The organism is Pseudoalteromonas sp. NZS71_1 (assembly GCF_015864305.1).
GTDB classification, from domain to species: Bacteria; Pseudomonadota; Gammaproteobacteria; order Enterobacterales; family Alteromonadaceae; genus Pseudoalteromonas; species Pseudoalteromonas arctica.
Window position 1 is genome coordinate 91163 of sequence record NZ_JADYXM010000011.1, and the last position, 24052, is coordinate 115214.

The following is a 24052-nucleotide window of genomic DNA, read 5'->3' on the forward strand; positions in this document are numbered from 1 at the left end:
TTGTATGTTTTACAAAGTATAATGAGTTTTTTACATAGCCTGACTTTATTTAAACTAGTAATTACACTGTATGAAGCAAGTTTTCTGTTTCAATTGCTATTTCTTTCATTTTTATAGCGTAATTTTCTAATTTAATATCTTCTTCTGTTACAGCTTTAAACGAAGGCACTTCTATTGGGTAGCCCGTTTCATCCATTGCAATAAAGCTGATAACACAATGATTTGTTTCAACCATATTTTGTGTTTTAGGATCGCCACAACGTACTTGTATAAATATTTGCATGCTACTTCTACCCGTATGGGCAATTTTAGCTTCTACTTCGACTATTTGACCTACTAGAATTGGGCGTCTAAATTTAACACCCGCAACCGAAACCGTTACGCAGTAGTGACCACTCCAACCCGCAGCACATGCATAGCCTGCTTGGTCAATCCATTTCATGACGGCCCCACCATGAACTTTACCACCAAAATTAACATCGGTAGGCTCTGCTAAAAAACGAAAAACAACTTTTGACGACGGCATAGATAACACTCTTATTATTAAAACTACTATTAGCATAACGTAAAAAAGGGGCCGAAGCCCCTGCAATTTAGGATATGTTTATAATTTATATGTAAAAAAAGTGATTATATGTGTATATAACGCATAATTTAGTTACATATTAGGGTAGTTTGGCCCACCAGCACCTTCTGGGGTTACCCAGGTAATGTTTTGGCTTGGGTCTTTAATATCGCAGGTTTTACAGTGCACACAGTTTTGGGCGTTAATAACAAACTCTTTATTGCCTGCTATTTCTTGTACTTCGTAAACGCCTGCTGGGCAATAACGTTGTGCGGGTTCATCAAATTTAACTAGGTTTACGTTAATAGGAATTGACGCATCTTTGAGCTTTAGATGACAAGGCTGTGATTCTTCGTGGTTAGTATTTGATAAAAACACACTTGAGAGTTTATCAAAGCTAAGGTGTCCATCTGGCTTTGGGTACGCTATTTTGTCAGCGGCGTTAGCATCAACAAGGGTTGAATGATCGGGCGTATTATCTTTAAACGTAAAGGGCAAACCACCATTAAAAATGTTTTGATCAAGCGTGTTATACGCACCCCCTATAAACTTACCGAGTTTGTGCATTGCAGGGCCAAAGTTACGAGATTGATATAACTCTTTATATGCCCACGATTGCTCAAACGCAGTTTGATAATGAGTTAAATCGGTATTTGCCAACTCATTTTGCAATGCTTCAAAAATAACTTCAGCGGCAACCATTCCCGATTTCATTGCAGTGTGATTACCTTTAATTTTTGCAAAATTAAGTGTGCCTGCATCGCACCCTACAAGTAAGCCACCTGCAAAATGCATTTTTGGTAATGAATGCAAACCGCCCTTAGCAATAGCACGCGCACCGTAAGCAACACGTTCAGCGCCTTCAAGTACGTTTTTAAATACTGGATGGTGCTTCATTCGCTGAAACTCATCGAACGGGCTTAAATATGGGTTTGAGTAATTTAAATCAACAATTAAACCCACAACAACTTGGTTGTTTTCACTGTGATACATAAATGCACCACCGTTAGTATCGCCGCTAAGTGGCCAACCCGTACCATGAACAACTTTGCCAAGCTCATGCTTACTTTCATCAATTTGCCAAATTTCTTTAAAGCCTAAACCGTAATGCTGTGGCGATGAATCTGCATCAAGTGCAAACTCATTAATTAGCTGCTTACCTAAATGACCTCGGCAGCCTTCTGCAAATATAGTGTATTTTGCACGAAGCTCCATGCCAGGCATGTAACCGTCTTTTTCATTACCGTCTTTGTCGACACCCATATCGCCAGTAAGAATGCCTTTTACTGCTTTATCTTCAATTATTAAAGAGTGTGCGCTAAATCCTGGAAAAATCTCTACGCCTAAGCTTTCAGCTTGCTCAGCAAGCCATCGACATACATTACCCATAGATACAATGTAGTTACCGTAATTATGAAATGTTTTTGGCGTAGCAAAGTGGGGGATTGATGTCGCTTTTTGCTCATTATTAAACCAATAAATTTCATCGTTAGTTACTTTGGTTGTAACCGGTGCACCAAGCTCTTGCCAATTTGGTAGTAGTTCATCCAAAGCTTTGGTTTCAAAAACCGCGCCAGAGAGTACATGTGCACCCACTTCAGACCCTTTTTCGACGACGCAGATCATGCACTCTTGTTGTTTTTCTTGTGCTAATTGCGCGAGTTTAATTGCACTTGAAAGCCCTGCAGGGCCTGCACCAACAATAACTACATCAAATTCCATGGTTTCACGTTCGACCATAATAACCTCTTTATCTATGACGGACTTATTTGAATGTTTACTACACATTTAAATAAGGTGTACAGCCTATTACTAACCTTGCAAATTAAACGTTACAGACTGTGAATAGTTAAAGGTTATTTTAGGTTGACGTTTACGTCAACAGGAAGTAGTCTAATTTCATAAAATAAATAGGTTGACGTGCACGTTACCTTGTAGGTTTAAATAATTATGGAGTTCCTATGAAAGTTCTCGTACCAATAAAAAGAGTGATTGATTACAACGTAAAAGCACGCGTTAAAAGTGATAAAAGCGACGTTGATTTAACTAACGTAAAAATGGCAATGAATCCGTTTTGTGAAATTGCCATAGAAGAAGCAATCCGCCTTAAAGAAGCAGGTACGGCAAGCGAAGTTATTGCTGTTACTATTGGTCCAAAAGCATCGCAAGAGCAATTACGCACTGCATTAGCACTTGGCGCCGACAAAGCCATTCACATCGAAACCGATGAAAAGCTCGAGTCACTTCATATTGCAAAACTTCTTGCCAAAATTGTAGAACAAGAAGCACCAGAGCTGGTTATTTTGGGTAAACAGTCAATTGACTCCGATAACAACCAAACAGGTCAAATGTTAGCGGCTTTAACTAAACGTGGCCAAGGTACGTTTGCATCAAAGGTTGTTATTGAAAATGGCAAAGTAAACGTAACCCGTGAAGTTGATGGCGGCCTGCAAACGGTAGCACTTAACTTACCAGCGGTTGTTACAACTGATTTACGCTTAAACGAGCCCCGTTATGCATCACTACCAAATATTATGAAAGCCAAACGTAAGCCGCTTGAAGTAATAGCTGCTGATTCGCTTGGTGTTGATTTAACACCGCGCATTCAATTAGTAAGTGTAGAAGAGCCAGCTAAACGCACCGCAGGAATTATTGTTGAAGACGTAGCACAGCTTGTAGAAAAATTAAAAACAGAGGCAAAGGTGATTTAAATGAAAACACTCGTAATTGCAGAGCACGACAACGGTGCCTTAAAACCAGAAACCTCAAAAACAATTAACGCCGCACTAAAAATGGGTTTTCCTGTTGATGTACTTATTGCCGGCAACAGCTTAAGTGCAATGAGCTCACAAGTTGCTAGCATTGATGGCGTAGCTAATGTTTTAGTTGCCGATAACAGCGTGTATGAGCATCAGTTAGCTGAGAGCATGACTGATTTAGTTTTATCGCTTAGCGACAGCTACAGCTACAGCCATATTGTTGCAAGTGCCACTACAACGGGCAAAAACTTTATGCCACGTGTTGCTGCGTTATTAGATGTTGCGCAAATTTCTGAAATTATCGCAGTAGTGGACGCAGACACATTTAAACGTCCTATTTATGCAGGTAATGCAATCGCAACGGTTAAGTCACTCGATAGCAAAAAAGTAATTACCGTGCGTGCAAGTAGCTTTGATTTACAAGGCGAGCAATCAGCTGCTGCTATAACAAGCATTGATACAGTGTCTGATTCGCAATTAAGTAGCTTTGTAAGTGTTGAACAAACAGAGTCTGAACGACCTGAACTTACGGCTGCCACTGTGGTTATATCGGGTGGTCGCGGTATGCAAAACGGTGAAAACTTTGCACTACTTAATGGTATTGCCGACAAATTGGGAGCAGCCATTGGTGCGTCGCGCGCAGCAGTTGACGCAGGCTTTGTACCTAACGATATGCAAGTAGGGCAAACAGGTAAAATTGTAGCGCCTAATTTATACATTGCAGTAGGGATTAGCGGTGCTATTCAGCATTTAGCCGGTATGAAAGACTCAAAAGTAATTGTCGCGATTAATAAAGACCCTGACGCACCTATTTTTCAAGTTGCAGATTACGGGTTAGTGGCTGACTTATTTGAAGTACTGCCACAGTTAGAGAGTGCTTTATAGCGCTTAATTAAGCAAAATTTATTCTGGTTGAAAGCCGTGGTGCTCTTTGAGTGCTGCGGCTTTTTTATTCGGTAAATTAAAGACACAAAAAAACCAGCCAATTGGCTGGTTTTTAGTATTTATAAACGGCTAACTTAGTATTAGTAAGTTGCGCTGCCTTTAGTACGAGGGAAGGCAATAACGTCACGTACGTTGCCCATACCTGTTACATAAGCAACTAAGCGTTCAAAGCCTAAACCAAAGCCTGAGTGCGGCACGCTACCGTATTTACGTAGATCGCGGTACCAGCTGTAATCTTCTTTGTTTAAGCCCATTTCTTCTAAGCGTGCATCAAGTACATCAAGGCGTTCTTCACGTTGTGAACCACCAATGATCTCACCAATACCGGGTGCTACAATGTCCATTGCGGCAACGGTCTTACCGTCTTCGTTTTGGCGCATGTAGAATGCTTTAATGTCACGTGGGTAGTTTTTAATAACTACCGGTGCTTTAAAGTGCTCTTCAGCTAAGTAACGCTCGTGCTCAGACTGTAAATCTACACCCCATTCAACAGCGTACTCAAACTTTTTACCACAGTTTTTAAGGATCTCTACTGCTTCAGTGTAATTTACCTGCGCGAAGTCTTTTTCTACAAATTCTTCCAAACGCGTAATTGCGGTTTTTTCTACACGTTGTGCAAAAAATTCCATGTCATCACGGCGCTCTTCAAGTACGGCTTTAAACACATACTTAAGCATATTTTCAGCAAGTTTTGCGATGTCTTCTAAATCAGCAAACGCAACTTCAGGCTCTACCATCCAAAATTCTGCAAGGTGGCGTGATGTATTTGAATTCTCTGCACGGAATGTTGGGCCAAACGTGTAAATTTTTGACATTGCAGAAGCGTAAGTTTCGCCATTTAACTGGCCAGATACAGTAAGGAATGCTTCTTTACCGAAGAAATCTTCGCTGTAATCAACTTCGCCTTTGTCTGTAAGCGGTAAGTTTTGCATATCAAGCGTAGATACACGGAACATTTCGCCAGCACCTTCACAGTCACTTGCCGTAATAATTGGCGTGCTGATCCAGTAAAAGCCTTGCTCGTGGTAAAAACGGTGAATAGCTTGTGCTAAACAGTTACGTACACGAGTTACCGCGCCAATCATATTTGTACGAGGGCGAAGGTGAGCGTGCTCACGTAAGTACTCAATGCTGTGGCGCTTTGCCGACATTGGGTATGAATCTGGGTTTTCTACCCAACCTAATACAGTCACTGTATTAGCTTGAATTTCGTAAGATTGACCTTGACCAGCAGATTGTACTAAAACACCAGTAACCGACACAGAACAACCGGCTGTTAAGCTAGTAACTTCATCATAATTATTCAGTGAATTAGGAACTACCGCTTGAATAGGATCAAAACACGAACCGTCATGAACGGCTAAAAATGAAATTCCTGCTTTTGAATCGCGGCGAGTACGGATCCAGCCCTTAATTGTTACTTGGCTGTCTACCGCAACATTGCCTTTTAATAGCTCTGAAATCGCTAAATGGCTCATCTTCACTCCAATGATATAAGTTGCCTAACTATTTTATTTTAACTGTGCGCAGCACTCGGGCATAAATTGCACATAAACGGCGCTGCACTTGAACCCTGTATCTTACCTAGTAAAGTTGAATAAAAAAACTATTGTGGGCAACTCTTTAAAAGTTTTTATGCATGCGGTTTATTTTTAAACAGTTTTTAGAGTTTAATTGCCACTATTATGATTTGTTGCTCTTAAATTTAATGATTTTGTGGCATTATTAACAAACAAATCAAATTAATATTTATTCACACTTAAAAAATCGATGCTATGAAACAAGTTTTTATTTTACGAGGACTACCAGGAAGCGGTAAGTCTTACTACGCGCAAAGCCTTGCTGACGAATTAGGTGGAGTTGACGAAAGCCAATACCTAATCTGCTCAACTGATGATTACTTTATTAATGAGCAGGGCGAATATCATTTCGATAAATTTAAATTGTCGCAATTTCATAATTTAAATTTAGCGCGCTTTATAAATGCACTTGCTCAAGGTATGCCATTGGTAATTGTAGATAACACCAATATTAAAAAGTGGGAATTTATAGCTTACACTCAAGCTGCTGTTGCTTTAGGTTATCAAGTAAAAGAAGTGATAGTGGGTGAAGTGAAAGACAAATCAATGCAGCACTTATATGCTAAACGTAACTCGCATAATGTCCCGCTTAAAACAATAAGCAAAATGGCCTACATGTTTGAGTGGTAGTGCTTCGAGTTTAGTTAGTAACATACATAGTAATACCTATTAAAAAGCCCATATATATGGGCTTTTTGGTTTATGTAAGTAAAAAAGTAGTTAAGCTTTTTGTTTATAAACCGCTAATGGGTGCGATGTGCTTAATGAAACATGTACTTCGTCGCCAGGGTTTACCACAACTTCATGGCTTACTCGGCTAGTTACAACCGTAGAGCACGCAAGTTTTACAGCGCACAAGCGGCTGCCACCTTCAAAACGTACCCAAATAACTTCGCCGTTATTGCCAACACTGCTTTGAACGAGTAATACATCGTCTGGTCGAAGTAGTACATCAACGTCGCCACTTTCACAGTCAACGCCATGAGCAGGAGCATTACCAATTGAAGTAGTGGCTTGTCCGTTCTCAAAGTTGCCTGCAATAAAGCTGGCTTCACCTAAAAAGCGTGCCACAAAGCGATTATTTGGGGTACTAAAGCAGCGCTCGGGTGTATCGATTTGCTGAATTTTACCGCCTTTAAGCACACCAACACGATCGCCAACTGAGAGTGCTTCTTCTTGGTCGTGTGTTACCCAAATCGCCGGTACGCCAGCTGCTTTAAGTGCGTTTCTAATATCCCAACGAAGCATGTCTTTAAGGGCTGCATCTAAGTTTGAAAGCGGCTCATCAAGCAATACAAAATCAGGTTGGTGGGCAAGGGTGCGCGCAAGTGCAACACGTTGCTTTTGTCCGCCAGAAAGCGTTGCTGGTTTTTTATCTCTAAAATCGCTCAGTCCAAGTAGGTTTATCCAATACTCAGCAGGGGCTGTATCTTTTAATCTAAAGCAAATGTTTTGCTGTACGGTTAAGTGCGGAAATAACGCAAAATCTTGAAAAACCATACCTACACTGCGTTTTTCAGGAGGTATTGTTAATTTGGGTGTAGCGCGCCATTTACCTGTGTTTATTTCGCCTTCGCTAATAGGTATAAGGCCAGCAAGGGCTTGTAAAATTGTACTTTTACCACAACCTGTTGGCCCTACAAGCATAAGGATTTCGTTTTCACCCAGCGATAAGTTTAAATCGCTTACTACGCGGTTACTGCCATAATCTATAGACAACTGACTTACAGATAGCATTGTTTCTTAAATCCTTAATGTTCAAACTGGTTGCGTTTTTCGCCAGACATCATAATAGCTAACCCGCAGGCAGATATCACTACTAACAATAATCCAGGAATAGCAGCGCGACCAAAATAGCCCGCTTCGTATACACGCCATAAATATGTAGAGAGGGTTTCAAACCCTGTTGGGCCAAGTAGTAGTGTGGCTTCGAGTTCGCGCATTGACTCTAAAAACACCAGTGCTGCACCGGCAATAATACCGCGCATAGTTAAAGGCAGTGTTATACGAGTAAATACTTCACGTGGGCTTGCCCCTAATACGCGCGCAGACTTTACTAAGCTTGGATCTAAGTGTTCGGTGCTTGTTCTAACAGAGCCCACAGCAAGTGGTAAAAATCGCAGCATATAAGCAATAATAAGCAATCCCAGTGTTTGATATAAAAACGGTAACTGCAAACCACCGTAAACAAGCGCTGTGCCCATTACTATACCCGGAATACCAAAACCAAAGTAAGTAACACGCTCCATTATACGACCCGCTTTTCCACTCAGTGCGGCATGCGCAACGGGGATCGCAACGATAACGGCTACAATTGCCGCAATACCCGATGCATACGTAGAGTTCCACGCAATATTAAAATCAAATGAGCTAAAACCATCACGAGCTAACCAAAGCGAAAATATAGCCAAAGGCAAGCCAATAGCGAGCAGTAAAACAGGTGCAAACGCAATAAACATCGCACTTAACTGTAGTTTGCTTGGGAATAAAATTAACGGGCGACCTTGGCGCTCAGGGGCTGTTTTTATTTGTGATTCAACTAAAAGTAAAAAGCCAACAATAACCATCAGTTGAAGCGAAAGCATGGCTGCGCGGCCTAACGCAAAAGAGTTGTATTCAACGTAAATTACGCGGGTAAACGTATCTAAGCGCATCATTGCGGGTGTGCCAAAGTCTGATAACGTATAAAGGGCGACTAACAATGAGCCTGCTGCAATACCGTTAACTACGCGCGGTAATATAACTTTAAATATACTTTGCGTCATCGACATACCTAGCGTACGCGCGGCATTAACCATGCTCGCGTCAAGGCTCAGTAGGGATGAGCGAGTTGTCATCATTACAAACGGGAAGGTATAAAGCGTCATTACAATGGCAGCGCCGGTTAGGCCATACATTGATGGTGTTTCTATTCCTGTTAAGGTGTTTATTTCGCCACCGGGGCCAAAAGCAGCATAGAGGGTAAACGCGCCAATATAACTGGGAATTGCAAGTGGCGCTGCAAATACAACCAGCCAGAGCTTTTTGAATGGTAAATGCACATACGCGCTAATAAACGCCAGTGGCACACCAATTAAAATAGATCCAAGTACCGTTAAACCCATTAAGGATAACGTGTTACCTAAAATTTGAAGATTGTGGGTGTCTAACACTGAGCTTGCATCGCTTGCAAGTACAATTAATACATAAACAGGGGTAAGCGCAACAAGCGCTGCAAGCAGCGCCATTGGATAAGAGGCAGGTATTTTCATTACAATACGCCGCTGCTTCGCATCAAATCTATAGTAGGGCGTAAATCAGCAAGCTGTGTTAAATCTACTTTAGGGGGAGAAATATTAGCAAGTGACGGCAAACCCTCAGGTTGGGTAATACCATTTACTAACGGAATTTCGTAAGCTTCACTGGCTAAGTAACCTTGTACTTCTTTACTCAGTAAGTAACGCATAAAGTTTGTTGCAAGCGGATCGTCGTTAAGCGCTAATACACCCGATGCATTAACTAAACAGCCTGCATCATTTTGTGTAAAAGCTAAATCTAGCTTGGCATCAGGTTTACCTGATTTTAAACGTAAAGTGTAATAATGATTAGCAAAACCAATATCAACTTCACCGCGTTCAACGCCCATAACAACACCTAATTCACCAGCGTATGTTTTAGCACGTTTTTTAATCTTTTTAAGCCACTTAGCGGTTTTGTCATCGCCTTCTAAAATTCGCATTGCGGTTACAAACGATTGAAAAGAAGCGTAGGCGGGTGCCCAACCAATACTTAAATCGCTGTCGGCAATTTCCATAATACTTGTTGGAATTTGATCTTTAGTTAAACGCGACGTGTTATATGGCAATGTACGAATGCGGCCAGTTACAGGTGCCCACTCTTTATATCTAAATTGTGGTTGTAACTGAGCAGATAAATCACCTGGGATAGGTTGTGCAAGACCTGCATCGGTTACCAAACCTATAGCGCCTGAATCAACCGCCCAAAATAAATCAGCGCGGCGAACGCCGGCTTTAGCTTCTGCAACAATCGTATTTGCTAAAGCAGCAGTAGGACCTCGGCGTATACCGAGTTTAAAGTCTGGATTTTTTTTCTGGATTGCTTGTAATACGTTTTCATACAAACCACCTTCGCCTCGGCCTAAATAAAGGGTTAACTCGCCTTTAAGCTTTGGTAAATCATCAACAGAAACTGGGTTTGCTATATCAGCGGCTAGCGCACGAGAAAGAGGCAGTGGCAATGAGCCAACCACCCCTAACGCAGCTAGGCCTTGAATAAAGGTCCTACGCTTCACTTAAAATACATCCTTACGGGCTTTTTCGGCTTTTTCTATTAAAACCTTAGCGCGGTCTAATTTTGTTTGCATATCACTGATCACATCGCGTACTTCATCTACGCTTTTGCTGTTTTTAATTGCTAGTGGCAGTGTTACGTTAAAGTCTTTTTCCAGCACTTCAACTAGGTTAGCGTCTTGCTCAATAAGTGTACCTTCAACGCCTTCAAACAGGTGTAGATAAGTATCGTGAACAATTTCAGTTGCTTCGTCTTGTAAACGCTCAGCAAATTTAGCTACTACACGGTCTAATTTGTGCTTAATTTCATCAATTGTGGCACTTTGTGTCATTTCTTTTGTAGCGGTTGCTTTTACAGTGTCTAACAAGCCTTTTTGCTGGAATTTTGCAGCAAGCTTAACAGCCCCAAGGCCTTGCCACAAGGCTATGTTCATCGCTTTTTGTTGTTTACGAACTTCCTCAGCAGGCTGTTTATTATCAATGGCCATTTTTACGCCATAAAGACCCTGCCAAATAGAAGCGTATACCGGTACAAAGTTAGTTTCTATTGCGCTGTGAAACTTAACTGACTCCCAGTATTCAATTAAATCATCAGTTTTTACAGCTTTTGCGCCTTTAGTGTCGTAGTCGCTTACCATGGTATCAACTTTGCCTACCATCCATTCTACTTCTTCTGCGTAACTTTTAAGGTTAGCTTGAAGATGATTAACATGCTCGCCAATAGGGCCGTTAGCTAATACTGGTTGAGCCATAAACGCCGAGGCTAGTAAAAGGCTTGCACCTAAAGTTTTGGCTGGTTTAAATAGTAATTTCATAGCAAAGAAGTCCAAAAGGTAATTGTAAATGATAGCCATTATCATATAGTTTATGCTTAGCGAGATCAATAACCACAAACTCGCTTAATAGATAAAAACACTAAATGTAGCGGTAGGTTACAGTAAATAGCGCTATAACCTGTATTAAGGCTAGTAATTGAGACCGGCTATTAAGCGTAATGCTTGCCTTTGATGGCATTGTAAATGGCATCACACAGTGTTTTTATACTGGTGTCGTCACTTATATACGGTGGCATAAGGTAAATTAGTTTACCGAATGGGCGTATCCATACGCCTTGCTTTACAAAATAAGCCTGAATTTTAGCAACATCAACATTGCCCGCAGCATCGTTTAGCTCAACAACACCAATAGCACCTAATGTGCGAACATTAGAAACCGCATCTAGCTCGCTGCATTTATTAAGTTGCTGTAGTTGGGTGTTTATTTGCTTTATTCGTTGTTGCCAGTTTTGCTCAAGTAATAAATCAATACTTGCGCAGGCTGCTGCACAGGCAAGCGGGTTGCCCATAAAAGTGGGGCCGTGCATTAAAACACCTGCTTCACCTTCGCTTATGCCAATGGCTATTTTATTGCTAGTGATAGTGGCCGATAGCGTCATTGAGCCGCCAGTTAATGCTTTACCAATACACATTATATCGGGCTCTATATTGGCGTGCTCTACAGCAAATAATTTACCTGTACGGCCAAAGCCGGTGGCAATTTCGTCGCAAATTAGCAGTACGTTATATTGGGTGCACAATTTACGTACGCAGGCTAAATAATCAGGGTGATAAAAGTTCATACCACCGGCGTTTTGTACTATTGGCTCAATGATAAAGGCGGCTACTTGGTTATGGTTTGCTTTAAAGTATTCTTCAAGCTCTTGAGCTTCAGCTTGGTTAAATTCGCTGCCAAACTTACTCACCGGTGCAGGTACAAAAACATGCTCAGGTAAAAAGCCGCTATACAAACTATGCATTGAGTTAACGGGGTCACATACGCTCATAGCTGCAAACGTGTCGCCATGGTAGCCCTTGTAAGGCGTCATTAATTTTTGTTTTGTTGTAATGCCTTGGCTTAACCAATACTGCAGCGCCATTTTTATTGCTACTTCAACACTTACCGATCCGCTGTCGGCTAAAAACACTTTAGTTAAACTAGGCGGCGTTATATTTACTATTTTTTTGCAAAGCTCTACTGCGCTGTTATGCGTAATACCGCCAAACATAATGTGGCTCATATTATTAATTTGCTCAATCATGGCGTTATTTATAACAGGGTGGTTATAGCCATGTATTGCGCTCCACCACGAGGCCATGCCATCGATTAATTGCTCGCCAGTTTCAAGGTGAATAATGTTGTGATTTGCATGTGTAACGGGATATACCGGAATTGGCTTAGTCATTGATGTATATGGATGCCAAATGTGCTCACGATCAAAATCAAGGTCAATCGCATTCTTTTTAATCATATGTAAACTTTAACTTGGTGGGCTTCGTTGACAATGGTACTTCAACTCGTAGACTAAGCCAATATCACCGCTGAGAAAAAATAAGAGAGTATTATGGAACTTGCACCTGTTCGTCACGATTGGACCCACGCTGAAGTTAAAGCATTATTTGAAATGCCATTTAACGATTTACTTTTTAAAGCCGCATCGGTTCACCGTGCTAACTTCAACCCAAATGAAGTGCAAATTTCTACGTTGTTATCAATTAAAACAGGCGCTTGCCCAGAAGACTGTAAGTACTGCCCGCAGTCTGGCCATTACCGAACCGATTTAGAACGCGAACGCTTAATAGAAGTAGAAAAAGTAGTAGAGCAAGCGCGCCTTGCAAAACAAAAAGGTGCGACGCGTTTTTGTATGGGCGCTGCATGGTCAGATCCAAAAGACAGAGACATGCCATACATTTCGCAAATGGTTAAAGAAGTAAAAGAGCTAGGGTTAGAAACCTGTATGACGCTAGGTAAACTCACAAATGAAAAAGCCCATGAGCTTAGAGACGCAGGACTTGATTACTACAATCATAACCTCGACACGTCACCTGAGTATTACGAGCAAATTATATCTACCCGTACTTTTCAAGATAGATTAAATACCATTGACCACGTCCGCGATGCCGGTATGAAAGTATGCTCGGGCGGAATAGTCGGCATGGGCGAGCAAGCAAGCGACCGCTTTGGACTACTTATGCAACTAGCTAATTTGCCACAACAGCCAGAAAGCGTGCCTATTAATATGTTGGTTAAAGTTAAAGGCACACCGCTTGAAAACGTAGACGATTTAGATCACTTTGAATTTATACGTACCATAGCAACAGCGCGTATTATGATGCCACACAGTTATGTACGTTTATCGGCAGGGCGTAACGCCATGAACGAGCAAATGCAATCTATGTGCTTTTTTGCAGGCGCTAATTCAATATTTTATGGTGATAAACTACTTACCACCGAAAACCCAGACGCTGATGCCGATATGAACCTAATTAAAAAACTAGGCATGAACCCAGAAAAACGTCACGACTATTCAGACGAAGCAGTAGAAGCCTCGCTTTCATCGCAAGTAGCCGACAAAGCAACGTCTGAATTGTTTTACGAAGCGTAGGCTTTTATATCTATGCCTTTTGATTTTATAAACACGCATCTTGAGGCTCGCCTGCAAGATGCACTGCTTCGTAAACGCAATGTAGTAGAGCACGCTACAGCGCGCACCATAACGGTTAATAATAAAACCTACCTTAACTTTGCCAGTAACGACTACTTAGGCTTTAGTGATGTGGCTGTTAACTTTAATGACTCCTACGCATTAGGCAGTCACAGCTCAGCATTGGTTACCGGTTATCAGGCGCAGCAAAAAGCGCTCGAACAATACTTATGCGAGCAATTTGGTTATGGCGCAGGGATGCTATTTAACTCAGGGTTTAGCGCTAATAGCAGCGTAATTAAAGCGTTGTTTCAAGATAAAGCGGCTGCGCAAAACAGCGCTATTTTTCAAGATAAGTTAAATCATGCAAGCTTGATTGACGGTGCTTTGCATTCTAACGCGGCTTTAGTGCGTTTTAATCACAACGACATGAACCATTTACGTTCACGGCTCGAAAAATCAAAAGCGCAAAACAAGCTTATTATAAGCGAAGGAGTATTTTCGATGGATGGCGATAGCGCGCCTCTTAAAGAATTACTCGCACTTGCAAAACAGCACAACGCATGGCTAATGATCGATGACGCACACGGCTTTGGTGCATTAGGCAAAACCGGCTTGGGCAGTTGCGAAGCGTTTATTACTCAAACGCTGCCAGATATATTAGTCATTACCTTTGGTAAAGCAGTGGCTAGTAGCGGCGCGTGTGTATTAGGCAGTAAACAGTTTATTGATTATATGCTGCAATTTAATCGCGATTACACATATTCAACTGCTATGTCGCCGCTTATGGCAAGTCACACACTTGCGCGTATTAAAAGCATAAAAAAAGCTGATGATAAACGCGATAAGCTAAATGCCAATATTGCGTTATTTAAGCAACTTGCTAAAACCCATAATATTGCAGTAATGCAATCAAACACAGCCATACAGCCCATTGTATTAGGCTGCGCTGAGCAAACATTGCAAGCGGCAGATAAGCTTAAACAACAGGGTATTTGGCTCACTGCAATTAGACCGCCGACGGTTGCACATAACACCTCACGTTTACGCATTACTTTAACCGCCGCACATACCGAGCAAGACATAACGCACCTAGTTAAACACTTAGTAGGTGCAATAGCATGACTACTCAGCCCGTATTAAAAACAGACCTAGTGCAAACACAACTTGTAAAACGGTGCCTAGTGAGTAGCGAGTTAAATAGAGAGCCAAGTCGAGAGCTAAACAAGGAGCTTAAAAAGTCCACCCAAAGTAAATTTTCAAAGGCGGCAGCGTGTTATAACACCCATGCAAATGTACAAAAACACGCAGCAAGCGATCTATTTGCGCTCATAAAACCAGGCATTAATAAAAATAAGCTTTGTGTTGATTTAGGCGCAGGTCCGCTTGTTAATATGCATACCTTACAAAGTATGTTTGCAAGCGTTATTGCCATGGATTTGAGCATAAACATGCTGCAAAGTAGTAATTTAACCGCACCTAAAATATGCGCAGATATGGATAACGTACCGCTGCAAGCAAACAGTGTAGATGTTATTTATAGTAACTTTGCAGTGCAGTGGTCTGCTAATTTTTCGGCTTTAATGCAGTCACTTTACAACATATTAAAACCAGGCGGGCAGGCGTACATAAGCGCTGTGGTAGAGGGCTCACTTAACGAAATAAAAACAGCCTTTGCAGCGCTTGATTCTAACAGCCACATAAATACCTTTAATAGTGAGTTGTATATAAACCAATCAGTCCAAAAAGCAGGGTTTACTATTAACAGCGCTCAAAAACGTATTTACACCGATGAATACACAACACCTTTAAAAGCTATTGCCTCAATTAAAGCTATAGGTGCAACTACGCAAAATCATACCAATACACGTCAAGGGTTACTTACTAAATCGGCGCTACAAAAAGTATGCAGTGCGTATCCGCTTATAAATAACAAAGCATGTGTGTCTTATCATGTGGTGCTGTTATCATTAGAAAAACACTAAATAAGCCCAAAGACATTAAAGGCAACGCATGAAAGAATTTTTTATAACAGGCACCGACACCGATGCCGGAAAAACCCACGTTACCAGTTTGCTATTAAAGTTACTTGCCCAACACAAAAAACAAGCCATTGGCTTTAAACCTCTTGCTGCTGGCTGCGAAATGGCATTCGATCAACTAGTAAACGCCGATGCCCTAATACTAATGGAAAGTGCAACAGTCAGCGCTAAATACGACGTAGTAAATCCGTTTGCGTTTGCACCCCCTATTGCGCCGCACATAGCCGCTGAGCAAGTGGGAGTGAGTATTACTGTAGATAAACTAAGCGATGCTTATAAAGGTGTAAAACAACAGGGAGCTAATTATATACTTACCGAAGGCGCTGGTGGCTGGGCGTTACCTATTAACAATATGGAGTATTTATACGACTGGGTTAAAGCAGAAAAAATGCCGGTAATACTCGTTGTTGGTATGAAATTAGGTTGCTTAAATCATGCGTTACTAACCGCTGCGCATATGCAAAGTATGGGTATAAACTGCGTTGGCTGGATTGCAAACCAAGTCGATAAAAACATGGACGAGTATCAAGCAAACCTTGATTCACTCAAAGCACGTTTACCGTTTCCAATACTTGCTATAAGCCCATACAGCGAGCAAACTCCTAAGTTACAAATATACAAAAGCTTGCTTAGTGCGTTATCTATAAACACTTAAGTGGTTTTAAAAAAGTTACTTTTTTAGGTAAATCTTGAAATAGTCAGCCTTAGTACACATATAAACGTTTATAAATACATAGCTTGCTTAAAGACAGTGTTACTAAGGACATAACGACTATATGACGCACCCATTTATTGAAAACTACGCCCCAGATGCGCACGTAAGCGCTGAGCCAAAAGCACTAAACTATGGCTTACCTAAAAAACGCGTAGGCATAATAGGTGGGGGCACAGCTGGCGCCACAATAGCCATTAGGCTTGCTGCGTTAGGGTTAGAAACTTATATACTTGAAAAGAAAAAGTCGTTAATTGATGGCCCTCCAATGTGCCATTTGCACGCAGGTGGCAATTTATATCGCGAAATACCCGACGAAGACTGCATAGATTTACTCAAGCAATGTATAGATATTGCTCGCCTTTATCCTCACACCATCGATGTTCGCCCCACAGTATTTGCAGTGCCTAAACGAGATGACGACTCACCAGAGGACTTATTTCCGCGTTTAAATAAATTAGTAAAATCCTACAGCGAGCTTGTTGAACAAGACAGCGCTAATAAAGTATTAGGCGAGCCAGAGCATTATTATCAGTTATATAGTTATGAGCAAATGCTAAAGCTTGCTAAACAAAAACAAGTAGCCAAGCCCACGTCGTTAGATGAGTGGATGATACCCGTTGCTAAGCATTTAACTTTAGATAAGCTAAAGTTTCCGCTTATTGTTGCACAAGAATATGGTTGGAATATATTTCGTTTATCGGCCAGTGCACAACTCGCCCTTGCACAGTACAAACACGCTCACGTTTTAACAAGCACCAGTGTTAAAAGTGTATCAGAAGTTATAAATACCAATAATGATAAGCAAACACTTAAGTGGCGCATTGAATACCAATCAGATCCAAGCCTTGATGAACAACCTGATACTCAAACCGATACACAAGTCGATACACAAACGATTGAGGTAGATTACCTTATTAATGCGTGTGGTTTTCAAACCGGTATTATTGACGACCTGGTTGGGGTAGATGTAAAACGCATGGTCGAATTTAAAGCCTCTTACATTACTCATTGGCAAGGTGCTGGTGGGCAAATACCCGAAATAATTATTTATGGTAACCGTGGTACGCCAGAAGGTATGGCGCAGCTAACCCCTTACCCTAATGGTTACTTTCAAATACATGGCATGACTAACAACATTACATTGTTTAATGATGGCTTAGCTGATGCAACACTAATGAGCGCACAACCTAAACTCCCCGATAAATATCTGCATTATATTAAAGATGGCTGGGATAAAGCAGCGTTGCAAACACGCACCCAAACAGCAATTGATTATGTAGCCGAGTTTGTACCTGCGTTTAAAACTGCTAATACACAAAATAATGCCTTGTTTGGCGGGCAACAAATCCCAGGTGATGATGACACTTTGCGCGTAGCCGATGTAAGCTTATATTCGCATATTAATTATGCACGGGCCGAAAATGTTAAAGCATCGTCAACGTTAATAGCGGCAGATCAGATAGTGGGTGAATTTATAAAATTGGGAATAATAAGCAGCGATCCTGCTGTAAATCATCACCGCAGTACCCATCAATGGTCGTACCTTAAACATAATAGCAGCGACAAAATTGGCGAAGTTGCACGCATATTGGCACACGAGCGTGGATTTCCAATTGATATGGCAGAGCTAAATAACAGCTTGTAATAAGCTGATTTATAAAGAAACTTCAGTTTTAAAATTGCTGTAAAACTCTTCTTAAAAAAATTATCAATAAACACATAAATAACACTTGTGTTATGACATAGTTTGTCACAGAATAGCGCTAACGTTATGACATAGTGTGTCATAACGTAGTGATTGCTTTAACCTAATTTATTTTAAGCGTTCGGTGATCAATATTAATTTTGTGAGGACAATATGAAACGTGTATTTTTGTTTTTATTAACTAACCTAGCGGTTATGTTGGTATTAGGTGTAGTGCTTTCAATAATAATGAGTGCGCTGGGTTTAAGCCATCGTAGCCTTGGCGGAATTTTACTTATAGCCACCGTATTTGGTTTTGGTGGATCGTTTATTTCGTTATTTATGTCGAAATGGATCGCTAAAAAATCAACAGGCGCGCATGTAATTACGCAGCCTCGAAACGAAACCGAACATTGGCTTGTACAAACGGTATCTGCGCAAGCACAAAAAGCAGGTATTAAAATGCCAGAAGTGGCTATTTACGACAGCCCAGAAATGAACGCGTTTGCAACGGGCCCAAGTAAAAACAACTCATTAGTGGCAGTAAGCACAGGCTTAATGCACAACATGACCAAAGATCAAGCCGAAGCCGTACTTGCCCACGAAGTATCGCATATTGCTAACGGCGACATGGTAACGCTTACGCTAATACAAGGCGTGGTAAACACCTTTGTAATATTTGCCGCAAAAGTACTGGCTGGCATAGTAGATAACTTTATTAATAGCGATGAAGAAGAGGGTGGCAGTAGCTGGACATACTTCTTATTCGATATGTTATTCCAAGTATTATTTGGTGTACTAGCAAGCATAGTAGTTGCAAGTTACAGCCGTAAACGTGAGTTTGCAGCCGACAGCGGCGCAGCTAAATTAGTAGGTGCTGACAAAATGCGATCAGCCCTTGAGCGATTAAAGCAAAACCATCCTTCGCAATTAGAAGGCTCAATGATGGCCTTTGGTATTGCAAGTGGCAAAGGCATGGCTGAATTGTTTTCATCGCACCCACCGCTTGATGCGCGAATCGACGCACTTCGTAAGTAATTATGTAAAATAGTTAATATACTAAGCCAGCTTAATTGCTGGCTTTTTTATGTTTACGTGAAAATACCAAAATCGCATGCACTGTATTTATATACAGTACCCTGTGTTGCTTTATAAAATCGTTACTTTTTTAAGCTATATGTGTTTACGAAGTTATTATGTATAAGTAAACTAAAATAACTTAAAAGCCAGCAATGCCGCTGGTTTTAATACTTAACATTTAATACTTAACAAGGATGCTTATTGTGGTGGAAAAGATGCAGCAAACTAAAGAATGCATTATGTGTTTTAGCGCTATAGATTCACGGGCTAAAAAATGCCCGCAATGCACCTCACTTCAAGCTAAATATTCTAACTTAGAAAACAATCCCATTATTATTGGTGCATTGGCCTTAATTATTGTTGGTATTTTTGGGTTTATTTTTTATCAAAATATATATGTAGCAGGGCTTGAAGAACAAGCACAAAAAAACCTAACTGCTAATGTAAACCAAATAAGCACTAAAAATGAAACCGATGGTTTGTATGTTGCCTGTATAGGGAAAATAAAAAATGAATCAGATTTTTCGTTTAAAAATTTAAAGTTTAAGGTCGATTTTTTAACAGATCAAAACACTCTATTCGATACGCTATCAATAACCGACGAAGACCTAATTCTACTGCCTAATGACTCAACCAACTTTAGAGTAAGAGGTATTGCGCAAAAACAGGCGGCTAGTTATAACAATTGCCAAGTAACAATAACGGATGCTTGGGCTTATAAATAAAAATAAATTTTTACGATTAAAAAAACCAGCTAAAAAGCTGGTTTTTAATATAAATAAATCGTTATTACTGAGAAAGAATAATCTCGGTAATTCCCTCTGCAGAGAGTATTTCAATCCAGTAGCCGTCAGGGTCTTTAATAAAGGCTAAGCCTTTCATTGAACCATCATCTGGTTTTTTTACAAACTCTACATCGTATTTTGCAAAGCGCTCACTGGCTGCGTAAACATCCGGCACGCTAATACCAATATGGCCAAAGCCTTTAGGCTCTTGATTACCGCTGTGGTAGCCCTCAAAACTGTCATCGTTTTCAGTGCCCCAATTATGGGTTAACTCAATTAACGCAGGGCGACGAAACACCCATTCAGCTTTTTCCTTATCATCGCCTTCTGGCAACTCTTGTTCGTAGCCTAAAAAGTAAAGCGTAAACTTCATACCAGGAAAGTCATACTTACCTAAAAGCTTCATACCCAATACATTTTCATAAAATTCTAAAGACGGCTTTGGATCTTTAATACGCAACATAGTTTGCTGCATCACATAGCCTTGCGTGGCTTGTTCAATTTGCTCTGGAGATTCGTTATAGCTAGACATGGTGATCCTTACTGAAAATAATAAAGCGAAAGCATAGATATAGTACTTAATTTATCATAATCAACCGTATGATAAATTTAAACCACTGCTTTACTTATTAACCATTAATAGTGGAATTGACTGTCAAAACGGAGCTTTATAAATAGCACGTGTTATTTTCTAAGCCATTTTCCTAGGTTGATTAGGAATATGGATGATTTTTTACTTTCATAATTGCTAATAAACTATTGAAAACTGGGACGTTAAGATACAAATATGACTTTATTAGATGAAAGTACAAAAGAATTTGGCAGTATGAGCGTATTACTTCATAACACCAATACAGCAAGTTACTGTATTGAGTGGTTTAGTAAAATGACCGGAGCGTCGATTACCTTAGCAAGAGTTGAAGCTGGCAAGTATTTAGTTACCCGAAAGTGGGCAGCAGGGCGCGAACTAGATGATGTTACCAGTGACTTTAACCGCGCTAACCAAGCCATTATTCATTTTTTGAATAATGTTGATATAGCTAAGATGAACGAGCAAAGAGTCGCCGCAGCTAAACTTTACTGTATAAATTTATTTGTAAAAGCAGAAGGTTTGAGGCCTGTTACTAACCCTAATTTACCAAAACCAAGGCTGCAAGACGCTATAGGCAAAAAGGTGATAGTAAAGTCAACCTTAGGCAATTGCCAAATAGCTACCGGACTATTGCTACAGCTGGTGGGTAACCAAGTTGAAATTCAGGTAAACCCAGATAGCGCATTTGATGATCAACCAAGGCAAAAGTTTTACACTAAGCAAGTATCAATTTGTTAAAGTGTTTAACGGCCAATGCTTATAGGCAGTTTTACCTTAATGCTAAAGCCGCCTTGATTAGTAACCTTAAAGCTACCACCCAGCGCAATAGCTCGCTCTTGTATAAAAGCCAAACCATAGTGACCTGAGTTTTCTGTTGGTTTTACTTCGCTTCCGTTATCACTAATTTCTAATTTTATAAACTGACTATCCGTTTTAATATTTATAATAAGTTTGGTCGCGTTACTATGCTTAATACAATTGGTAACAGCTTCTTGGCAAATCCTGTAAACGGCAATTTCATGCTCTTTAGTGAGCGTATCATCTACATTAAAATTAACCTCATAGCTTATATTTGCTTTTGTAAGTAAACTTTTTAATCGCCCTTGAGTCATCGCATTTTGTAGCCCTAACTCGTCTAATTCACGAGGGCGAAGGTAGTGCATTAATTGGTAAACAGAATCGTACATAGAGTTTGCATTGCTTTTTAACGTAGCCACAAACGATTGTGTTTTTTCATCACAAAGGTGCGATAAAATAGCCAAGTCGGTTTTTAAAGCCGTTAAGTTTTGCCCAAGTTCGTCGTGTAACTCTTGTGAAAGGTGCTTACGCTCGTTTTCTTGCACGTTCACCATTTTAGCCCCAAGAAGGGTATTTTGATTAAGCTGCTTAGTCAGTGCACGGTTAATCTTTTTTAATTCAGTATTTTTACGTTTAAGCTCTGTAATTGCCGCGCCTAACACCATGCTGGTAATCGCATTAGCCAAAATAAACAACTGGCTAATATAGGTATTACTAGGCTCATGGGTCATGCTTGCTTCAACTATTATTAGTGCATTTATAAGTGTCGCACTACTTACTGCGCCAAGTACGCCAAAGCGATACGAAAACCAAATAATAGGTAATAACGATGCAAGGCGTAGTAATGGGTAGGTATCGGGCCGTATAAGGTATACAAGCATCGCAACAAGTAAAACAGTAGCTAACGTAACCGTTAAATTAGTTACTTTAAGTAATGCCGGGCGCTTTAACGAAAGGTTTAAAGAGTGAAGTAGCATAATAAACGGCGCAACTAATAACGAGCCTGTTATATCGCCAAGGCACATATTTAACTGATACTGTAATAGCTCTTTAGCAACCAATATGTTTGTAAATTCAAACGCACTAGAAAACAAAAACCACTTTATTGAGGTGCTCGCAACACACAATAAAATCAACGAAAGTATACCTAAACTATTATTAATACTTGGTGGCCAGCGGCTATGTTTAAACACATACACAAGGGCAAAAAAGCAAAGCTCCTGCCAAAAACCATGCAGTAAATTAAACTCCCAAACCCCGGTCATTGTATAACCTAAGTGAGCAGCCAAAGCACGAGACGATATCCACAACGTAATCCAATACCGAGTTGGCGAAAGCAAATAAAAAGCAATTTTTATCCCTGCAGGAATAAATATAGCGCTACTTTCAGGGACAGTTTCTAAATTAGCTCCAACCCAAAAAGCAGCAATACAGGCAATAAAATAAATTACGCCAACTACAAACTGCTTTGTAATTTCTTTAGCGGTTGCTGCAATAGAAAAATTAAAAGCAGGTAATGTACTAGGTAAGTTCATCTAACTGAATTACTCCTGCATCAATCGCTATTTTTAGCAGTTCAAACGATGTTGTTACATTAAGCTTGCTGTAAATATTAGCCTTATGCACATGCGCTGTTTTAGGCATTATTTCTAATTTTTGTGCTATTTGCTTTGCATTAAAGCCCTTTGCTAACAGTGGTAAAGCTTCGAGCTCTCGGTTAGTTAAAATAGTTAACGCTGAGTTTGGCGTATTTAAAGCAAAATTTACATCTTCACTTATATAGCGTTTACCTAATGCAACCGATTTAACTGCATCAATTAACTCCTCCGACGCAGAGCGTTTAGACACGTAACCAAGTGCGCCTAATCGTAGCGCATTACTTACATAAGGTTCGTAATCGTGCATGGAGGCAACAATGGTTTTAATTTCAGGGAAATTTTCGTTAAGGTAGGTTAAAAATGTAAGGCCGGTTTCTGATTCATTAAGTGATATATCAACAATAAATATATCGGGTTGTTCAAGCTCAACAGCCAGTTTTGCTTGGCTAACATTGCAGGCTTCTATTATTACTTCCCAGTCTGCTTGTAGCTCTAGTAGTTTTTTAAAACTGTCGCGTACTAATTGATGATCTTCAATTATTCCAATGTGCATGTATTTCTCCTTTTAAATTTATTATACATTGAAACAGATAACCAATAGCCAAAAAATTTATTAAAGTTAACTACCTAGCAAAAAAATGTACACTGTAAATGCTAAAGGAGCAATCACGTGCGGTATTTAACTATTTTAAAAGGGGAAGGTATGAAAACACTAAATATTATTTTTGGACTCGCATTACTCTTTGCTATTACAAATGCTAACGCAGTAGAGGGACTAATTTCAGTAAAAAGCCCTCTAAGCGCTAAAGCTACTATGGATAAGTTTGAGAATTTAGCAAAACAAAAAGGGCTAAATATATTTGCACGAATAGATCACGCAGCTGGTGTTAAAAAAGTAGAGCAACAACTACGCCCAACAGAGGTTCTTATATTTGGTAACCCCAAAGGCGGCACACCTCTTATGCAGTGCGCACAAACAATAGGTATTGATTTACCGCTAAAAGCACTGGTATGGGAAGACGCACAATCGCAAGTGTGGTTAAGCTATAACGATCCTACTTATATAGCTGAGCGCCATAACGTACCAAACTGTTTAGTTGCTACAAAATTAAGTAAAGTATTAGCTGCACTGTCAGATAAAACCGTTGGGCCATAAAACT

At 40.3% G+C, this 24052-nt stretch carries 23 protein-coding genes; 12 read left to right on the forward strand and 11 right to left on the reverse strand.

Features of this window, described 5'->3' with window-relative positions; translation table 11 throughout:
• Positions 1-61 precede the first annotated feature (61 nt).
• Positions 62-526, reverse strand: a complete 465-nt coding sequence (locus tag I6F43_RS15335; RefSeq protein ID WP_007586808.1) for an acyl-CoA thioesterase — start codon at positions 524-526, stop codon at positions 62-64.
• 132 nt (positions 527-658) lie between these two features.
• Entirely contained in the window at positions 659-2305 is a 1647-nt protein-coding gene (locus I6F43_RS15340) for an electron transfer flavoprotein-ubiquinone oxidoreductase (RefSeq protein WP_197103013.1), read from the reverse strand.
• Between the two features lie 221 nt (positions 2306-2526).
• Here I6F43_RS15340 and I6F43_RS15345 point away from each other — a divergent pair, with 221 nt between their 5' ends.
• Together I6F43_RS15345 and I6F43_RS15350 are read left to right on the forward strand one after the other, a co-directional pair.
• Positions 2527-3276 (forward strand): electron transfer flavoprotein subunit beta/FixA family protein, encoded by a 750-nt coding sequence (locus tag I6F43_RS15345; RefSeq protein WP_197103015.1) that lies wholly within the window; start codon positions 2527-2529, stop codon positions 3274-3276.
• Positions 3277-4209, forward strand: a complete 933-nt coding sequence (locus I6F43_RS15350; protein ID WP_197103017.1) for an electron transfer flavoprotein subunit alpha/FixB family protein — start codon at positions 3277-3279, stop codon at positions 4207-4209. It abuts the gene before it with no gap.
• A gap of 140 nt (positions 4210-4349) precedes the next feature.
• Here I6F43_RS15350 and asnS read toward each other — a convergent pair whose 3' ends face one another.
• Positions 4350-5747 (reverse strand): asparagine--tRNA ligase, encoded by a 1398-nt coding sequence (gene asnS, locus I6F43_RS15355; protein WP_010552735.1) that lies wholly within the window; start codon positions 5745-5747, stop codon positions 4350-4352.
• A gap of 297 nt (positions 5748-6044) precedes the next feature.
• On the opposite strand from asnS, the gene I6F43_RS15360 reads away from it, so the two are divergent.
• The gene (locus I6F43_RS15360) at positions 6045-6479 is read left to right on the forward strand and encodes an ATP-binding protein (protein ID WP_007586798.1); all 435 of its coding nucleotides are present in this window, start codon (positions 6045-6047) and stop codon (positions 6477-6479) included.
• 90 nt (positions 6480-6569) lie between these two features.
• Here I6F43_RS15360 and I6F43_RS15365 read toward each other — a convergent pair whose 3' ends face one another.
• The 5 genes from I6F43_RS15365 to bioA form a co-directional block, all read right to left on the reverse strand.
• Positions 6570-7586 (reverse strand): ABC transporter ATP-binding protein, encoded by a 1017-nt coding sequence (locus tag I6F43_RS15365; protein WP_197103020.1) that lies wholly within the window; start codon positions 7584-7586, stop codon positions 6570-6572.
• A 14-nt stretch (positions 7587-7600) separates the two neighbouring features.
• The gene (locus I6F43_RS15370) at positions 7601-9100 is read right to left on the reverse strand and encodes an ABC transporter permease (RefSeq protein WP_197103021.1); all 1500 of its coding nucleotides are present in this window, start codon (positions 9098-9100) and stop codon (positions 7601-7603) included.
• Complete coding sequence (locus tag I6F43_RS15375; RefSeq protein WP_010552741.1) at positions 9100-10140, reverse strand: extracellular solute-binding protein; 1041 nt, start codon at positions 10138-10140, stop codon at positions 9100-9102. Before I6F43_RS15375 ends, I6F43_RS15370 begins: the two co-directional genes overlap by 1 nt.
• Complete coding sequence (locus I6F43_RS15380) at positions 10141-10953, reverse strand: hypothetical protein (RefSeq protein ID WP_007586790.1); 813 nt, start codon at positions 10951-10953, stop codon at positions 10141-10143. It abuts the gene before it with no gap.
• Between the two features lie 170 nt (positions 10954-11123).
• A complete protein-coding gene (gene bioA / locus I6F43_RS15385) occupies positions 11124-12425 on the reverse strand; it encodes an adenosylmethionine--8-amino-7-oxononanoate transaminase (RefSeq protein ID WP_197103023.1) in 1302 nt (433 codons plus the stop codon).
• A 93-nt stretch (positions 12426-12518) separates the two neighbouring features.
• Between bioA and bioB the strand changes: the two genes are divergently transcribed.
• The 7 genes from bioB (at position 12519) to I6F43_RS15420 (ending at position 19844) form a co-directional block, all read left to right on the forward strand.
• A complete protein-coding gene (gene bioB / locus I6F43_RS15390) occupies positions 12519-13559 on the forward strand; it encodes a biotin synthase BioB (RefSeq protein WP_002961242.1) in 1041 nt (346 codons plus the stop codon).
• A 12-nt stretch (positions 13560-13571) separates the two neighbouring features.
• Positions 13572-14723 (forward strand): aminotransferase class I/II-fold pyridoxal phosphate-dependent enzyme, encoded by a 1152-nt coding sequence (locus I6F43_RS15395; protein ID WP_197103025.1) that lies wholly within the window; start codon positions 13572-13574, stop codon positions 14721-14723.
• Entirely contained in the window at positions 14720-15583 is an 864-nt protein-coding gene (locus I6F43_RS15400; protein WP_197103027.1) for a methyltransferase domain-containing protein, read from the forward strand. Before I6F43_RS15395 ends, I6F43_RS15400 begins: the two co-directional genes overlap by 4 nt.
• Positions 15584-15611: 28 nt before the next feature.
• Positions 15612-16295 carry a dethiobiotin synthase gene (gene bioD, locus I6F43_RS15405; RefSeq protein ID WP_197103030.1) on the forward strand — a complete coding sequence of 228 codons (684 nt, stop codon included), beginning with the start codon at positions 15612-15614 and terminating at the stop codon, positions 16293-16295.
• A 121-nt stretch (positions 16296-16416) separates the two neighbouring features.
• The gene (locus I6F43_RS15410) at positions 16417-18000 is read left to right on the forward strand and encodes an FAD-dependent oxidoreductase (RefSeq protein WP_197103032.1); all 1584 of its coding nucleotides are present in this window, start codon (positions 16417-16419) and stop codon (positions 17998-18000) included.
• Positions 18001-18213: 213 nt separating this feature from the next.
• Positions 18214-19077 carry a protease HtpX gene (gene htpX, locus I6F43_RS15415; protein ID WP_007586783.1) on the forward strand — a complete coding sequence of 288 codons (864 nt, stop codon included), beginning with the start codon at positions 18214-18216 and terminating at the stop codon, positions 19075-19077.
• A 257-nt stretch (positions 19078-19334) separates the two neighbouring features.
• A complete protein-coding gene (locus tag I6F43_RS15420) occupies positions 19335-19844 on the forward strand; it encodes a hypothetical protein (protein ID WP_231609166.1) in 510 nt (169 codons plus the stop codon).
• A 64-nt stretch (positions 19845-19908) separates the two neighbouring features.
• On the opposite strand, the gene gloA is transcribed toward I6F43_RS15420, so the two are convergent.
• Positions 19909-20436, reverse strand: a complete 528-nt coding sequence (gene gloA / locus I6F43_RS15425) for a lactoylglutathione lyase (protein ID WP_024599602.1) — start codon at positions 20434-20436, stop codon at positions 19909-19911.
• A gap of 255 nt (positions 20437-20691) precedes the next feature.
• Between gloA and I6F43_RS15430 the strand changes: the two genes are divergently transcribed.
• Positions 20692-21234, forward strand: coding sequence for a hypothetical protein (locus I6F43_RS15430; RefSeq protein WP_165735173.1), 543 nt, complete (start codon positions 20692-20694; stop codon positions 21232-21234).
• Positions 21235-21239: 5 nt separating this feature from the next.
• On the opposite strand, the gene I6F43_RS15435 is transcribed toward I6F43_RS15430, so the two are convergent.
• Together I6F43_RS15435 and I6F43_RS15440 are read right to left on the reverse strand one after the other, a co-directional pair.
• Positions 21240-22829 carry an MASE1 domain-containing protein gene (locus tag I6F43_RS15435; RefSeq protein WP_024608656.1) on the reverse strand — a complete coding sequence of 530 codons (1590 nt, stop codon included), beginning with the start codon at positions 22827-22829 and terminating at the stop codon, positions 21240-21242.
• Positions 22816-23445 (reverse strand): response regulator transcription factor, encoded by a 630-nt coding sequence (locus tag I6F43_RS15440; RefSeq protein ID WP_024599605.1) that lies wholly within the window; start codon positions 23443-23445, stop codon positions 22816-22818. The genes I6F43_RS15435 and I6F43_RS15440 overlap by 14 nt, the downstream gene beginning before the upstream one ends.
• 150 nt (positions 23446-23595) lie before the next feature.
• Here I6F43_RS15440 and I6F43_RS15445 point away from each other — a divergent pair, with 150 nt between their 5' ends.
• Entirely contained in the window at positions 23596-24048 is a 453-nt protein-coding gene (locus I6F43_RS15445) for a DUF302 domain-containing protein (protein WP_197103034.1), read from the forward strand.
• Positions 24049-24052 lie beyond the last annotated feature (4 nt).

Bases quoted from the DNA above. Each gene is read 5' to 3' on its own strand.
- I6F43_RS15445 (WP_197103034.1), top strand. From the start codon at position 23,596: ATGAAAACACTAAATATTATTTTTGGACTCGCATTACTCTTTGCTATT.
- I6F43_RS15335 (WP_007586808.1), bottom strand. From the start codon at position 526: ATGCCGTCGTCAAAAGTTGTTTTTCGTTTTTTAGCAGAGCCTACCGAT.
- I6F43_RS15380 (WP_007586790.1), bottom strand. From the start codon at position 10,953: ATGAAATTACTATTTAAACCAGCCAAAACTTTAGGTGCAAGCCTTTTA.
- I6F43_RS15360 (WP_007586798.1), top strand. From the start codon at position 6,045: ATGAAACAAGTTTTTATTTTACGAGGACTACCAGGAAGCGGTAAGTCT.
- I6F43_RS15430 (WP_165735173.1), top strand. From the start codon at position 20,692: ATGACTTTATTAGATGAAAGTACAAAAGAATTTGGCAGTATGAGCGTA.
- bioB (WP_002961242.1), top strand. From the start codon at position 12,519: ATGGAACTTGCACCTGTTCGTCACGATTGGACCCACGCTGAAGTTAAA.
- I6F43_RS15420 (WP_231609166.1), top strand. From the start codon at position 19,335: ATGCAGCAAACTAAAGAATGCATTATGTGTTTTAGCGCTATAGATTCA.
- I6F43_RS15410 (WP_197103032.1), top strand. From the start codon at position 16,417: ATGACGCACCCATTTATTGAAAACTACGCCCCAGATGCGCACGTAAGC.
- I6F43_RS15345 (WP_197103015.1), top strand. From the start codon at position 2,527: ATGAAAGTTCTCGTACCAATAAAAAGAGTGATTGATTACAACGTAAAA.
- I6F43_RS15395 (WP_197103025.1), top strand. From the start codon at position 13,572: ATGCCTTTTGATTTTATAAACACGCATCTTGAGGCTCGCCTGCAAGAT.
- I6F43_RS15340 (WP_197103013.1), bottom strand. From the start codon at position 2,305: ATGGTCGAACGTGAAACCATGGAATTTGATGTAGTTATTGTTGGTGCA.
- I6F43_RS15365 (WP_197103020.1), bottom strand. From the start codon at position 7,586: ATGCTATCTGTAAGTCAGTTGTCTATAGATTATGGCAGTAACCGCGTA.
- asnS (WP_010552735.1), bottom strand. From the start codon at position 5,747: ATGAGCCATTTAGCGATTTCAGAGCTATTAAAAGGCAATGTTGCGGTA.
- I6F43_RS15350 (WP_197103017.1), top strand. From the start codon at position 3,277: ATGAAAACACTCGTAATTGCAGAGCACGACAACGGTGCCTTAAAACCA.
- I6F43_RS15440 (WP_024599605.1), bottom strand. From the start codon at position 23,445: ATGCACATTGGAATAATTGAAGATCATCAATTAGTACGCGACAGTTTT.
- htpX (WP_007586783.1), top strand. From the start codon at position 18,214: ATGAAACGTGTATTTTTGTTTTTATTAACTAACCTAGCGGTTATGTTG.
- gloA (WP_024599602.1), bottom strand. From the start codon at position 20,436: ATGTCTAGCTATAACGAATCTCCAGAGCAAATTGAACAAGCCACGCAA.
- I6F43_RS15435 (WP_024608656.1), bottom strand. From the start codon at position 22,829: ATGAACTTACCTAGTACATTACCTGCTTTTAATTTTTCTATTGCAGCA.
- bioD (WP_197103030.1), top strand. From the start codon at position 15,612: ATGAAAGAATTTTTTATAACAGGCACCGACACCGATGCCGGAAAAACC.
- I6F43_RS15400 (WP_197103027.1), top strand. From the start codon at position 14,720: ATGACTACTCAGCCCGTATTAAAAACAGACCTAGTGCAAACACAACTT.
- I6F43_RS15370 (WP_197103021.1), bottom strand. From the start codon at position 9,100: ATGAAAATACCTGCCTCTTATCCAATGGCGCTGCTTGCAGCGCTTGTT.
- bioA (WP_197103023.1), bottom strand. From the start codon at position 12,425: ATGATTAAAAAGAATGCGATTGACCTTGATTTTGATCGTGAGCACATT.